Below are 12,650 nucleotides of genomic sequence, written 5' to 3' on the forward strand. Positions count from 1 at the left end.
TCTTAGTTAGGAGGTAAGAGATGAAAAATACGTTAAAGCTGATTTTCTTTATACTGCTATTGTTCGCATTATTTGTTTCGTTACGTATGTTTATTGATGTAGCATTTTATTCAGATGTGATTGGGATAAAAGATGTTTCGATTTTAGGTATTATTAGTATTTTATTTACAGTATCTGCGTTTTTAATTGGTTGCGTTATTTTCTTAGAAAATCGACATCCATCTAAAACACTTACATGGTTAATTGTTTTAGGAATTTTTCCGGTATTTGGTTTCTTTGCTTATTTATTATTTGGACAAAATTTTCGAAGAAAAAGAATGTTCCAAAAGAAGGCGTTACTTGATGAACAGGCGTTTTTACAATATAAAGGGCATGAAGATTACGAAGAACGAATTTTACGCAATCATAAGCATCAAGAACTGTTATTTCGTTTAGCGGATCGATTAGGAGCTTTAAATATTTCATTTCAAACTGAAACGAGGACATTAACAAATGGAGATGAAACGTTTCGGGCTATTTTAAATGGGTTAAAACGAGCGAAACATCACATTCATATGGAATATTACATTGTGCGTGATGATAAATTAGGAACAGAAATTAAAGATATTTTAATACAAAAATCGAAAGAAGGCGTTGTTGTTCGCTTTTTATATGATGCGGTTGGAAGTTTTAAGTTATCGAAATCGTATATTGAAGAATTAAACGATGCAGGTGTAGAAATGATTCCATTCTTTCCTGTGCGCTTTCCGATTTTAAACGATAAGATTAATTATCGAAATCATAGGAAAATTGTTGTGATTGATGGGAACGAAGGGTTTGTAGGCGGATTAAATATCGGTGATGAGTATTTAGGGAAAAATAAATATTTTGGCTTTTGGCGAGATACGCATTTGTATTTACGTGGTGAAGCGGTTCAAAGTTTACAACTTATTTTCCTTCAAGACTGGTTTTATATGACTGGAGAGGCTGTGCTAGCCCCTGAATATTTACAAGCAAAAGCAGTTGAGGGTGATCATTGGGGAGGAGTGCAGCTAGTTGCAGGTGGCCCCGATAATAAGTGGGAAACGATTAAGCATTTATATTTCGCAATGATCGCTTCTGCTCGGAAATCTATTTGGATTGCAACGCCGTATTTTATTCCGGATGATGATATTTTATCCGCATTAAAGGTTGCTGCACTTGCTGGTATTGATGTTCGTTTATTAATGCCGAGTAAACCGGATAAGCGTACTGTCTTTTACGCATCGAGATCGTACTTCCCGGAGCTTTTAGATGCAGGAGTAAAGATATATGAATACGAAAAAGGTTTTCTTCATAGTAAAATTGTCATCGTTGATTCTGATTTGGCTTCAATTGGGACAGCTAATATGGATATGAGAAGTTTTCATTTGAATTTTGAAGTAAATGCCTTTTTATATGATACAGATAGCATTCGAAAACTTGTTCAAGACTTTAAAGATGATTTAGAAGAATCAAGTGAAATTCATGGTGATCATTTTCATAAAAGACGTCTTCATAGACGAATTGTTGAATCAACGTACCGATTATTATCACCTTTATTATAAAAAGAGATGTCCGAAATTGGGACATCTCTTTTTTAAAAGGAATTTGTAACAAATTGTAGAATATAAGGAGCTGAAAGGGTGTGATTACAATATTTATCGCTAAAAGAGAAAACGGTGAAAAAATTCATTTACTCTATAATTGTAATGAAGAGCTTTTGCGCCGTATGCGTCAACAAGAACGATTCTTTTGTGTAGCTTGCGGAAAGGAAGTGCAAATGAAATTAGGGAAACAAAAAAGTTGGCATTTTGCTCATAAAAAAGTGGATTCATGTCTTGCCTTTTATGAAGCGGAATCAAAGTATCATATGCATGGTAAAGAATTGTTATATAGATGGTTCAAACGTCAAAACTTTCAGGTGGATATAGAGTACTACCTCCCAGAAATTAAGCAACGACCAGATGTTTTTGTAGAGAGGGCGGGTAGAAAAATTGCAATTGAATACCAATGTGCAAACCTCGCTATAGAGCAGCTGTACAAAAGAACATATTCGTATTGGCAAGCTGGTATACAGGTCATTTGGATCGTTGGTGGAAATCAATTGAAAAAGCAATCTGCATATTGGATGAAATTTTCCTCACTTATGGCTTTCTCCTTACAATCTTATCCTCAGCCACTTCTTATTTTCTTCTGTCCGAAACAAAAATCATTTATGAAATGTGCATTTGTCACTCCCTTTTCTACAAATGTTTTTTTCTCACATACTATATATTTACCAACTGATGCGACTACTTTTGAAATGCTTTTTTCTCCTGTTCCTTTCGGGAAAGAAAGATTGGGTGAAGAGTGGAAGAAGAGAAAGAAAAACTTTCGCCAAAATGCCTTACCGATTTGGAATTATAATTATAAGTCATTATTACGCCTCTTATATCAATTTAAATGTACCCCAGCGAGCTTTCCTTCTGAAATTGGTGTTCCACTCCCTTCTGCATTTGCTTTTCAAACAAACCCATTTATATGGCAAGCTTTTCTATATATGAAGTGTATAGGAGAGCTTGCAGTGGGAGAGTGTATTTCTCTTCAATACGTGTGTAGTTATGTAAAAAGGTATACGAAAAGGCGGATACTTCCGTACTTTTCGCAGCACATATGGAAAATGGCAGTTACTGAATATATGACATTTTTATGCTATATAGGTGTTTTACGTAAAGAGGGAACTTATACGTACCGAAAAATAAGGGATGCCGTGATGTTAAAAACAGAGGAGGAAATTATGAAACATGATGAGATTTGCTTAATACATGCGCTATCTTTATTTGAGGCAAATTTTAACATGAGAGGAGGAAAAGCGGATATAATAAAGAATGATTGTGAAGGAATTACATAAGAAAAAAACGAATTGTACTTAAGTAGAGATATTTAAAGGAGGGCTTAAAGAATGTCTGAACAAAACAAAGCGAAAGCATTACCAGATCGCAACGAGATTGAAGAAGCAAGTACGTGGCGATTAGAAGATATTTTCCAAACGGATGCAGAATGGGAAAAAGAATTCCAAGCTATTAAAGAGCTATTACCGAAGTTAACTGAATTTAAAGGGAAACTTGGTGACTCTGCGGACAATTTACTTGAGGCATTGCAATATGAAGATGAAATATCAATGCGATTAGGTAAGTTATATACATATGCTCATATGCGTTACGATCAAGATACAACAAACTCTGTATATCAAGCATTAAATGATCGTGCAACAAATTTATATTCACAAGTATCTAGTAGCACAGCGTATATTGTGCCTGAAATTTTATCGATTTCAGAAGATACACTGCAAACATTCTTGAAGGAAAATAGAGATTTAAGTGTATATGAACATGCATTAGAAGAAATTACACGTCAACGCCCGCACGTATTATCAGAAGCTGAGGAAGCTTTATTAGCGGAAGCATCTGAAGTAATGAGTTCATCAAGCAATACATTCGGTATGTTGAATAACGCGGATTTAAAATTCCCATCTATTAAAGGGGAAGACGGAGAAGAAATAGAAATTACACATGGCCGTTACATTCAGTTTTTAGAAAGTGATGATCCTCGTGTTCGCAAAGATGCATTTAAAGCTGTATATGAAACGTACGGAAAATTTAAAAACACATTCGCAAGTACGTTAAGCGGAGCAGTAAAACGTAATAATTTCAATGCGCGTGTTCGTAAATATGATTCTGCTCGCCAAGCTGCACTGAGCAATAATAATATTCCGGAAGCAGTATACGATCAACTCGTTGAAACAGTAAATGACAACTTACATTTATTACACCGTTACATCGATATTCGTAAGCGTGCACTAGGACTTGATGAGCTTCATATGTATGATTTATATACACCACTTGTACCAGAAGTGAAAATGAATGTGAAATACGAAGAAGCGCAAGACCTTTTATTAAAATCTTTAAACGTACTTGGTGATGAATATGTTGATATTTTGAAAGAGGCATATGAAAATCGCTGGGTAGATGTGTATGAGAATAAAGGAAAACGAAGCGGGGCATATTCATCTGGTGCATATGGAACAAATCCGTATATTTTAATGAACTGGCATGATAATGTAAATAATTTATTTACACTTGCTCATGAGTTTGGTCATTCGGTGCATAGTTACTATACAAGAAAAACACAACCGCACGTATATGGTGATTATTCCATCTTCGTAGCAGAAGTGGCATCTACTTGTAATGAAGCGCTTCTAAATGATTATTTATTAAAAACGACAGAAGATAAGAAAGAGCGTCTATATTTATTAAATCATTATTTAGAAGGGTTCCGTGGTACTGTATTCCGTCAAACGATGTTTGCAGAGTTTGAACATATTATTCATAAGAAAGTACAAGAAGGACATGCTGTTACGCCAGACATGTTAACGGAAATTTACTATGATTTAAATAAGAAATATTTCGGTGACGCTTTAGTAATCGACGAAGAGATTGGTTTAGAATGGTCTCGTATCCCACACTTCTACTACAACTATTACGTATATCAATACGCAACAGGATTTAGTGCAGCGACAGCTCTATCTAAACAGATTTTAGAAGAAGGACAACCAGCAGTAGAACGTTATATTAATGAGTTCTTAAAAGCAGGAAGCTCTGATTATCCAATTGAAGTGCTGAAAAAAGCAGGAGTAGATATGGCATCTCCTGAACCAGTAAAAGAGGCGCTACAAGTATTTGAAGAGAAATTAAATGAATTAGAAGCATTATTATTTGAAGAAAAGTAATGAAAAAAGACGAGGGATTGTATCCTCGTCTTTTTGTTGAATAGATTCAATGTCGATATTTGTCGAAAAGAAAGGTGAATTTCTTTGTTTTTCTAACTGAAAGGATAGTTTTACGACTGATTTTTAAAATTAAAACCCTTTGAATCGTTTTTTATAATTGAAATAAGAGAGAGTGATAACGATGATTCCGAATAAAAGAGGTAAGGCAATAATTTTAGGAAAAGCTTGTAGTAGAGAGAGGATGTACAAGAAAAAAGAAACGATGACAGCTAGAAAGAGAAGAGCAATATAAGATTTTTTCATAAATAAACCCCCTAAATGACCTTTTTTATAGCTTATTCAAAAATGAAAACGTTTAGAATGTGACAAAAGTGTGAAATTCGACAAAAGGGGTTGTCATCTGACGTCGAATCTTGTAATATAATAAGCGTGAACGAATTCACATACAAACATATACCCCTTTGTTTGAACGTGAAAATTTCTCCCATCCCCTTTAATATTTTTATAAGCCGTAAAGAAGAAGACCTGGTGTTTACACCAGGTCTTTTTCTTTTGCTATCCATTTCCAATAACGTTCGCATTTTACTTCTATCATTTGTACTTTTCGTTTCAGTTGTAATTTTTTTAGTTCGCGTTCAATTTCTTGTTGCGGACAATCATAAATAAATGCTACTTCTTTTGAAGATATAAATTGTGTTGCTTCTAGTAACACTTCTAAAGGTGGTAATGGTTCTGGCTCAATTTCACATTTTACAAGTTCTTTCAATAATTGTACGTATACATCGTAGGAATAATTTCCAGCGATTTTAATACCTTCTTCATCTGAGTTCGCATGAAAAAAGACGAGGGAAGGTATTTCTGTAATATGCATTTCATTCGTGAATTTCAAGTCACATTGGAAAGCTTTTTTTGCACTAGCAGAATGTAGATCTTTTTTAAATTCTTCTACATCAATATTGCTATCTTTCGCACATGCAAGTAATAGTTCGCAGTCAGGGTTTGATACATTTTCAAGGAAAATGTATTCTTGGAGTTTTCGCAAAAACTTCGAACCTGCTTTTCGGCCTTGCAACTCCGCTGCCTTAATTGCCATCGAAACTAAATATGGTGTTGACGATGCTTCTTGCATATGTACCTTTCCATCACATGAAAAACCTTGTAAACTGGTTGTCTTTTCCCACACAAATCGAATATTAGCAGGTTTATTCCATTTGTGTGAGGAAGCGTTCGTTCCATCCACTTTTCCTGTTACGATATGACGAATAGAGAAGTATTTCCCGTATTCAAGCCATAGTTTAATAATAAAAGGCTCAATTTCCCAGCAATCTTTACAAAGTGGATCAATAAATAAATATGCTTCTACAGACTTATGCTTGCATGCGGAAGGAGATGGCATATTTATATGCTTTGCTTCCTGCTTATCCATTACACTTCACCTGTTTCGTTTGGAGTATTAACCATATGCTGAGCGGTTAATGCTAAACGTTCAAAAACAAACTCTCTTATATGACCATGAACTCCAGTATCATCCATTGCTTGCTCCATACATGATAGCCAAGCTTCTGCTCGTTTTGGAGTAATCTCAAACGGAAGATGGCGTGCCCTTAACATAGGATGACCATGTTCTTCAGTGTACAAATTAGGACCACCTAAATATTGTGTTAAAAATTGCTTCTGCTTCCTAGCGGTTTCTGTTAAATCTTCCGGGAAGATGGGAGATAAGTCAGGGTGTTTACTGACATAGGAATAAAATGTATCTACTAATATTGCAATGCATTGTTCACCGCCAATTCCTTCAAATGGTGTCATCGGTTGCTTGCTCATCCTTTATAAACTCCTTTTTCCATGAAATGTATATCTATTGTAGCAATGGAATGTTCGAGAGGGCAAATAAACAGCTTTCTCAAAGATTCTTTGCTTATTCTACGGGTGTAAACTTTTTTAGTGAGATGTATCCACTAGTGAAACATATTCACTAGTGGAATTTTCACTTTAGCGTGCTTTTTTTTGTTTGGCAAGGAAAAAGCGTTTTACTTTGTTATTTGTATGGCGAACAGGTATGTTATGTTGCGTTAATAAATGAATAAATGCAGCTTTTCCTGTTTCTTCATCTTGCACTTCAAATTCAATTTCATAATCATCGTGATTGTAATAGAAACTATGATCAAAGACAAGCGTTCCGCCTTTAAATAATGTTTCTGCTCTTTCTGTTGTTAAACTACCCATATATGTTAAAGCAGAAACAGGAATTTGTAATTTGTGTAATTGATCTACTACTGCTCCTTGAATGATTGTGTTTGTTTCCATCATCATTTTTGCTTCGTCTTCTGTTACGACTTGATGCGTTTCTAATAAACCGATTTCTGCAGGTTGTTTCAACGTTAACGTATAAGTTTCTCCTTTATGACGAATACGAAGTGCAGAGCCAGCTTCTTTTAACGAGAAGTCAGGTGTTTCAAAGTAGTGATTCACTTGTTTTGTAAATGCTTCAATAGAAAACGATTTACATAATGTATCGAATTCTTCTTTTGTAACGATATTTTTGAATTCAATTTCAATTTCTTGTGTCATTGTATAATCTCCTTTTGAAAAATAATTCTTTACACATTATCGCTTTTTCATAAATTTGGTTCAATGTTTTATTTGTTTGCGTCCATGTTATGATACAATAATACTGTTAAGTAAGACAGGAAGTTGAGATGGAGGAGTTAGAGCATGCAAAATAAAATCCAAGTTAAGAGCGTAGAAAAGAGAGAGAATGCTCTTATTTTTTGTGCGGAAAATAGTGAAATAGAGGTAAAGGAGTTAAGTGCGCGTAATCACGTACTTGTAGACTCAGACAATTTATCATTTTTATATATCTTAGAAAATGAATCATCTTTCATTTATGTAAGTATTCCGCACACATGCTGGGAAGCAATGCATGAAGCGATGAATAACGATGTGGTTATGTTCGTTCGCGTGAATGACATTGAAATGGAATTAGAAGGATTAAAAGAAGAAGTAGAATATTTAGTTGAAAATATTGAAGGTAATGCAAATTACGGAGAAGAATTAGTAACTGCTGTAGAAAAAGTATTTCTATAAGCATAGCGTATAAAGCATTAGTGGGCAAGTATTTTGTAGATTTGAAACTATTGCTTGCCCACAATTTGCCCACGGGATGCCAAAAATTGATCGTACTGGTTTACGGATGTTTCTTCCATAGATTTTGTGACATGTAGATACACGTTTGCTGTCATGTCTATTGTGGAATGGCCCAAGCGCTGAGAAACATACTTAATATTTGCGCCACTTTGCAGTAAATGTACAGCGTGCGTATGTCTGAATCCGTGTAATGTAATGTATCTGAAACCGCCTTCTCTACAGGTCCTTTGTAGAAAGCATAGTACTGGTGCAGGAAGCATGCAAGCGTTATCTGCGTGCGTAAAAATAAAGTGATAATCTGAATAATAGTACCCGTGTTTTGAAGTGTTTTGTGATTGTACATTTTTTATTTGGTTTAGTAAATTTAATGTGGTGGTATCTAATGATAAAACGCGATTACTACTTTTGTTTTTCGGAGGTCCAAACGTAACAGATTGATTTCTTTTTACGGATAATAACGTTTTATTAATGTTTAAGGTTCTTTTTTGAAAATCTACATCTTCCCATTGTAAAGCCAAACATTCTCCAATTCGTAGTCCGGTTCGGGATAAAAATAAAAATAATGAGTAATATTTGAAAGCTTTTTTTGTGTGAAGCACAAAGTTTAAAAAATACTGTAATTCATCTATATCATAGCATTTGATTTCATCTTGTTTAGGGACAATTTGCCGAGTTTTCATCTGAATTTTATCGGTAGGATTTTTATTTAAAATATTGAGTTCTACCGTTGCCGTATGCAGTGCGCCATGTATAGTAGCATGTATTACATTTACTGTTTGTTTATGTAATGTTTCAAGTAAAGTATTAATAAATTGTTGGTAGCAAATTCGCGTGAGATCTTTTAGTTTGGTATTTCCGAATGCAGGCAATATATATTTTCTAATGTTTTTATGGTATGCATAATATGTTCGTGGAGAGACAGTCCCTTTTTTATACGTATCCAACCACTCGTACATATAATCGTTAAATGTCAAGTTGCTATTTTGCATATTCATCCCATTAGCCAGCTTTTCTTCAATCTTAGCGGCAGCTAATTGAGCTTCCTTTTTTGTTTTAAAACCACCTTTGGATGTTTCTTTGTATTTCCCCATTTCTTTATACCTAATCCGATATTCCCATTTATCGTTACGTTTTCTAAAACTAGCCAATTTAATCTCTCCATTCTATTTTGAGATAGAATAAACATTTGTTTGCTCCGCTCCCATTGTTTTTTGATATTTGAGTAGTAATAAATCTTTTGGTATGCCGGTGTAACTGGAAATTTCGTCTAAGGTTTGAAAATCTTTTGTATACGCATACCAATCTTCATCTGGCATTAACAGTTCAATAGCAAATAAATTCGCTTGTCTTTCTAATTTATCAACAGTGAGAAATGTATTAACACGTAAAAAAGGGGTATTGATATGCTTATGTATTTTACAATGCCCTAATTCATGTGAACAAGTTGCGGTTTGATCATTCGTGTCTAAGTTTTTATTAATACAGATATACTGGTTTTTTCTATCGTATTTATAAAACCCCATGATGTGAGGGTGTAGGTTGTTATAAAACACGTGTATCTGTAATCGTTCAGCTATTTCAAAAGGATCTGTTGTCTGGAACCTTTTTACTAGTTTTAACGCTTCCTTTTTTTCGTAATACCCCAAAGAGACTCTCTCCTTTTGTTTATTTACTTGCTGTCTTTTCGATATTTTTTAGGGATGTACTTTTTATTCATTTTTTTTGTATGTTTTACAATGTATTCCATAGCATCCATCAAGGAATCAAGAGCTTCTTCGGAAAGTGGTTCGCCAGAAAACATTAATCCGTCGGTGCTTGTTAAATCGTTGCGTATGTCTTCCATTCTTTTGCCAATGTCTTTACGATCCTTTTCTGTAAAATCTTCTGTGTCCTTCGCGTTTTCTGTCATCACTTGATTGGTGTGTCCGATTAGGTAATCGATTGATACACCGAAATAGTTGGCTACTTTTTGGACTTTATCTATGCCTGGTGTTTGGTTCGACCATTTTCTAATCTGCCCATTAGATAATTGAATGCGACGTTCTAATTCAGCGATGGTTATTTTTTGATTGCTGCATAATTTTTTGATTCTCTCCACAATATTCATATGACTCACCCTCGTGCACGAACGAACAAAAAATATCCAATATAACATTTTGAGTTGACTTATATCTTTTTGGATAATATAATGATGTTCATAAGCTTCGTATTTAGCTATTAAAGCACTACAAAGAAAGCCAATAAGCACACGTTCCGAAACGTATGAAGGCTATATATGTAGGGCTAGTTAGCTATGACTTTATAATAGCTTATTAGATATTATAAAGTCAATATAAAACGTAATAATTAGCTTATAATCCAAAATGGAAAGAGGAGTGAATGAAATGGATACATCTTTTGGTAAAAAAATTAAAATGTGGTTGATTCTCAATGAGATGAAACAAAAAGACTTAGCGGATATGCTACAAATCTCAAGTGCTTATTTATCCGATATTCTTTTAGGAAAACGAGAAGGAAAGAAAGTAAGAGAGAAAATCATCAAATTATTAGAAAACAAGGAGGCCTCTTAATGGCAGCGACAGTCCAGGTCATCATTGATGATCAGTATTTACAAAAAGAAGTTGCTCGTCAAGTACATGAACGTTTGGTAGAAATGGGGATTGGAACTTGGTGGGATATGAAAAGACTGCAATACGAGACAAGTAGAAGTTATGACTGGTTAATGGAATATGTAGTTACGGATTCGCGTGTCCAAGTATTTGCAAAACAAAAAAATAATCGTTGGTTATTTAAAGCAAAGGAAATGAAAGCATTTCTTAACCAGTATTTTGATGAATTATAGGGGACACGTTACTAAACAACGGTAAAAAGCAAAACAAATGTGAAACAATTCAAATGCACTCACACGGTTAAAGTCAAGAAGATTGACTGATTTATAAGAAAGTAAATGGAGGATATCAAATGGTCGAAAATGCAATGGGAATCGGGAACTGTCAGGATTCCTTGTTCAATAACGTGATGGATTATTGTCAAAGTTGTAGCAAAGAAATCTACTTTGGTGAAGAGTACCGAGATATGGATGGTGAATTCATACACGATGCTACAGATTGTATCAAACAATATGTGGCGTCACATTTTACAAAAAAGATAGCAGGTGAATGAAATGAACTTACAACAAAAACTAGAAAATGAGATATCCATTTTAATGTGTCTAATCGATCGATACAAACGTTGTGAGGATTCAGAATCTATTTGCATGGTGATTGCCTACGAATATGGATTACAGGTGCTGATAGAAATCTATGAAGTAAGTAAACAAAAAGAGGTGTTGTCATTTTGAACGGTGGAATTGAAGAATTAGAAAAATCATTGTCTGTGGAACAACGAAGATTAAGCGAGTATAAACGAGAGTTAGAAAGGTTAATAGAAAAGAAACCCATTGTGGAACAAAATATTTGGGACACGGAGAGTAAAATTTTTGGTTTGGAAGCTTCTATTTTTGTTTTGAAAAGCATGAGCGAAGGAGGGGATAGATTTGGAAATCACTAACGGTATTGAGATAGCAACAAATCACTCAACGTATTTGATTTACGGCAATCCAGGGATGCGTAAAACCTCTACAGCGAATTATTTAGAAGGTAACACTCTCTATATTCCCATCGATAAAACGCAGGCGCCATTAGCAGGTAATACAAAGATTGATATGGTTCAATTCGATACGTATGAAGCTTGGACGAATTGGAATACACTCATGAAAGAGCTATCTACAACTGATTTATCAAAATACGATACGATTTTTTTAGATAATATTTCAGAGTTAACTAGATCCATGCTTGCAAACTTAGGACGAGAAGGGAATAACAATCGTGTTCCTTCCCAAGCGAATTATCAACAAATTGATTTTTTCATCATCGACAGTGTTCGATTTATCCAAACGTTAGGGAAACGTGTCGTATTTACCGCATGGGAAACCACTGATAAATGGGAATTATCAAGTGGGCAAGCTGTAAATCGGGCTTATCCTGATATTCGAATCAAGATTTTAAACAATTTTATGGGTTTATGCCAAGTGGTTGCGAAGTCAATTATCAATGAAGAAACAAAAAATTATGGGTTTATTTTAGAGCCTTCGCCGTACACGTTTGCAAAGAATCAACTTGATCAGCGTAAGGCATGTGCTCATGAAGATATTTTTAAAATTGGTTATGTACCAGAAAAACAAGGGGGAAATAAATAATGAGTTTCTTTAAATTTGATAGTGAGAATGTGAATACGGGCTATGAGCTCGTGAGTGAAGGTAAATATGAAGCGGTAATTGTAAATGCGGAAGCTGGTAAAACACAAGCTGGTAAAGATAAATTATCGATAGATTTTGAGGTTCGAAGTGATGTATCACAAAAGCATCAAGGAGCAAAAGTGCTTTATAACATGTTTACGTTCGAACATGAGATTTCGGTGAAAATTGTTAATTCCCTATTAAAAGCATGTGGCTTTGGGAATAATCATGCTTTCACTTCTCCTGAGGATATGGGGAAACAACTACTCAATAAAAATTTACAAATTACAGTAAAACATGAAGAATACGACAAGATTGTGGATGGTCACAAACAAAAACGTATAGCTGCAAAAGCAAAGTACTATGATGTATCAGAGGTAAATTCAATTACACGTGGTCCTGCAGTCACACTTGGAGACGATTTACCTTTCTAAATAACTACATAGAGAGGTTGGTTTG

Annotated in this window: 17 protein-coding genes; 10 read left to right on the forward strand and 7 right to left on the reverse strand. The window is 34.5% G+C overall.

The window, feature by feature from the left end; genetic code table 11:
* Positions 1–20 precede the first annotated feature (20 nt).
* The 3 genes from MHH55_RS22450 to pepF all read left to right on the forward strand — a co-directional run bounded on the left by MHH55_RS22450 (position 21) and on the right by pepF (position 4,768).
* Positions 21–1,565, forward strand: a complete 1,545-nt coding sequence (locus MHH55_RS22450) for a cardiolipin synthase (RefSeq protein ID WP_000799194.1) — start codon at positions 21–23, stop codon at positions 1,563–1,565.
* An 80-nt stretch (positions 1,566–1,645) separates the two neighbouring features.
* Positions 1,646–2,890, forward strand: a complete 1,245-nt coding sequence (locus MHH55_RS22455; RefSeq protein WP_071740680.1) for a competence protein CoiA — start codon at positions 1,646–1,648, stop codon at positions 2,888–2,890.
* Between the two features lie 51 nt (positions 2,891–2,941).
* Entirely contained in the window at positions 2,942–4,768 is a 1,827-nt protein-coding gene (gene pepF, locus MHH55_RS22460) for an oligoendopeptidase F (RefSeq protein ID WP_000003348.1), read from the forward strand.
* 129 nt (positions 4,769–4,897) lie between these two features.
* On the opposite strand, the gene MHH55_RS22465 is transcribed toward pepF, so the two are convergent.
* From MHH55_RS22465 to MHH55_RS22480, 4 genes are all read right to left on the reverse strand, one after another.
* Positions 4,898–5,071: a hypothetical protein gene (locus tag MHH55_RS22465; protein ID WP_000750355.1), complete on the reverse strand. Its 174-nt coding sequence runs from the start codon at positions 5,069–5,071 to the stop codon at positions 4,898–4,900.
* 229 nt (positions 5,072–5,300) lie between these two features.
* The gene (locus tag MHH55_RS22470) at positions 5,301–6,194 is read right to left on the reverse strand and encodes a ClpXP adapter SpxH family protein (RefSeq protein ID WP_078186221.1); all 894 of its coding nucleotides are present in this window, start codon (positions 6,192–6,194) and stop codon (positions 5,301–5,303) included.
* Entirely contained in the window at positions 6,194–6,592 is a 399-nt protein-coding gene (locus MHH55_RS22475; protein WP_000043390.1) for a globin domain-containing protein, read from the reverse strand. Before MHH55_RS22475 ends, MHH55_RS22470 begins: the two co-directional genes overlap by 1 nt.
* A 168-nt stretch (positions 6,593–6,760) precedes the next feature.
* The gene (locus tag MHH55_RS22480) at positions 6,761–7,339 is read right to left on the reverse strand and encodes a CYTH domain-containing protein (protein WP_000191121.1); all 579 of its coding nucleotides are present in this window, start codon (positions 7,337–7,339) and stop codon (positions 6,761–6,763) included.
* Positions 7,340–7,483: 144 nt separating this feature from the next.
* On the opposite strand from MHH55_RS22480, the gene MHH55_RS22485 reads away from it, so the two are divergent.
* Positions 7,484–7,855 (forward strand): UPF0738 family protein, encoded by a 372-nt coding sequence (locus MHH55_RS22485; protein ID WP_001180003.1) that lies wholly within the window; start codon positions 7,484–7,486, stop codon positions 7,853–7,855.
* A 47-nt stretch (positions 7,856–7,902) separates the two neighbouring features.
* On the opposite strand, the gene MHH55_RS22490 is transcribed toward MHH55_RS22485, so the two are convergent.
* From MHH55_RS22490 to MHH55_RS22500, 3 genes are read right to left on the reverse strand one after another with little or no spacing between them, the layout of a single operon-like run.
* Positions 7,903–9,063 (reverse strand): site-specific integrase, encoded by a 1,161-nt coding sequence (locus MHH55_RS22490; RefSeq protein WP_277546796.1) that lies wholly within the window; start codon positions 9,061–9,063, stop codon positions 7,903–7,905.
* A gap of 15 nt (positions 9,064–9,078) precedes the next feature.
* Entirely contained in the window at positions 9,079–9,561 is a 483-nt protein-coding gene (locus MHH55_RS22495; RefSeq protein WP_340881368.1) for an ImmA/IrrE family metallo-endopeptidase, read from the reverse strand.
* 23 nt (positions 9,562–9,584) lie between these two features.
* Positions 9,585–10,022, reverse strand: a complete 438-nt coding sequence (locus MHH55_RS22500) for a helix-turn-helix domain-containing protein (protein WP_277546793.1) — start codon at positions 10,020–10,022, stop codon at positions 9,585–9,587.
* A 277-nt stretch (positions 10,023–10,299) separates the two neighbouring features.
* On the opposite strand from MHH55_RS22500, the gene MHH55_RS22505 reads away from it, so the two are divergent.
* From MHH55_RS22505 to MHH55_RS22530, 6 genes are all read left to right on the forward strand, one after another.
* A complete protein-coding gene (locus MHH55_RS22505) occupies positions 10,300–10,485 on the forward strand; it encodes a helix-turn-helix transcriptional regulator (protein ID WP_277546792.1) in 186 nt (61 codons plus the stop codon).
* A complete protein-coding gene (locus MHH55_RS22510) occupies positions 10,485–10,757 on the forward strand; it encodes a DUF771 domain-containing protein (RefSeq protein WP_340881371.1) in 273 nt (90 codons plus the stop codon). The genes MHH55_RS22505 and MHH55_RS22510 overlap by 1 nt, the downstream gene beginning before the upstream one ends.
* A gap of 119 nt (positions 10,758–10,876) precedes the next feature.
* Positions 10,877–11,077, forward strand: coding sequence for a hypothetical protein (locus MHH55_RS22515; protein ID WP_340881374.1), 201 nt, complete (start codon positions 10,877–10,879; stop codon positions 11,075–11,077).
* Between the two features lie 174 nt (positions 11,078–11,251).
* Positions 11,252–11,464, forward strand: a complete 213-nt coding sequence (locus tag MHH55_RS22520) for a hypothetical protein (RefSeq protein WP_340881375.1) — start codon at positions 11,252–11,254, stop codon at positions 11,462–11,464.
* On the forward strand, positions 11,445–12,152 hold the full coding sequence (locus MHH55_RS22525) for an AAA family ATPase (protein WP_340881703.1): 708 nt from the start codon (positions 11,445–11,447) through the stop codon (positions 12,150–12,152). The genes MHH55_RS22520 and MHH55_RS22525 overlap by 20 nt, the downstream gene beginning before the upstream one ends.
* The gene (locus MHH55_RS22530; protein ID WP_340881377.1) at positions 12,152–12,625 is read left to right on the forward strand and encodes a DUF669 domain-containing protein; all 474 of its coding nucleotides are present in this window, start codon (positions 12,152–12,154) and stop codon (positions 12,623–12,625) included. The genes MHH55_RS22525 and MHH55_RS22530 overlap by 1 nt, the downstream gene beginning before the upstream one ends.
* The last annotated feature ends 25 nt before the right edge of the window (positions 12,626–12,650 follow it).

This window comes from Bacillus sp. FSL K6-2944, assembly GCF_038005385.1.
GTDB lineage: Bacteria > Bacillota > Bacilli > Bacillales > Bacillaceae_G > Bacillus_A > Bacillus_A cereus.

What these genes read in the sequence shown, in the direction of transcription:
- MHH55_RS22450 (WP_000799194.1), top strand. Translation starts at nt 21, where the DNA reads ATGAAAAATACGTTAAAGCTGATTTTCTTTATACTGCTATTGTTCGCA.
- pepF (WP_000003348.1), top strand. Translation starts at nt 2,942, where the DNA reads ATGTCTGAACAAAACAAAGCGAAAGCATTACCAGATCGCAACGAGATT.
- MHH55_RS22465 (WP_000750355.1), bottom strand. Translation starts at nt 5,071, where the DNA reads ATGAAAAAATCTTATATTGCTCTTCTCTTTCTAGCTGTCATCGTTTCT.
- MHH55_RS22470 (WP_078186221.1), bottom strand. Translation starts at nt 6,194, where the DNA reads ATGGATAAGCAGGAAGCAAAGCATATAAATATGCCATCTCCTTCCGCA.
- MHH55_RS22475 (WP_000043390.1), bottom strand. Translation starts at nt 6,592, where the DNA reads ATGAGCAAGCAACCGATGACACCATTTGAAGGAATTGGCGGTGAACAA.
- MHH55_RS22480 (WP_000191121.1), bottom strand. Translation starts at nt 7,339, where the DNA reads ATGACACAAGAAATTGAAATTGAATTCAAAAATATCGTTACAAAAGAA.
- MHH55_RS22485 (WP_001180003.1), top strand. Translation starts at nt 7,484, where the DNA reads ATGCAAAATAAAATCCAAGTTAAGAGCGTAGAAAAGAGAGAGAATGCT.
- MHH55_RS22500 (WP_277546793.1), bottom strand. Translation starts at nt 10,022, where the DNA reads ATGAATATTGTGGAGAGAATCAAAAAATTATGCAGCAATCAAAAAATA.
- MHH55_RS22505 (WP_277546792.1), top strand. Translation starts at nt 10,300, where the DNA reads ATGGATACATCTTTTGGTAAAAAAATTAAAATGTGGTTGATTCTCAAT.
- MHH55_RS22510 (WP_340881371.1), top strand. Translation starts at nt 10,485, where the DNA reads ATGGCAGCGACAGTCCAGGTCATCATTGATGATCAGTATTTACAAAAA.
- MHH55_RS22515 (WP_340881374.1), top strand. Translation starts at nt 10,877, where the DNA reads ATGGTCGAAAATGCAATGGGAATCGGGAACTGTCAGGATTCCTTGTTC.
- MHH55_RS22530 (WP_340881377.1), top strand. Translation starts at nt 12,152, where the DNA reads ATGAGTTTCTTTAAATTTGATAGTGAGAATGTGAATACGGGCTATGAG.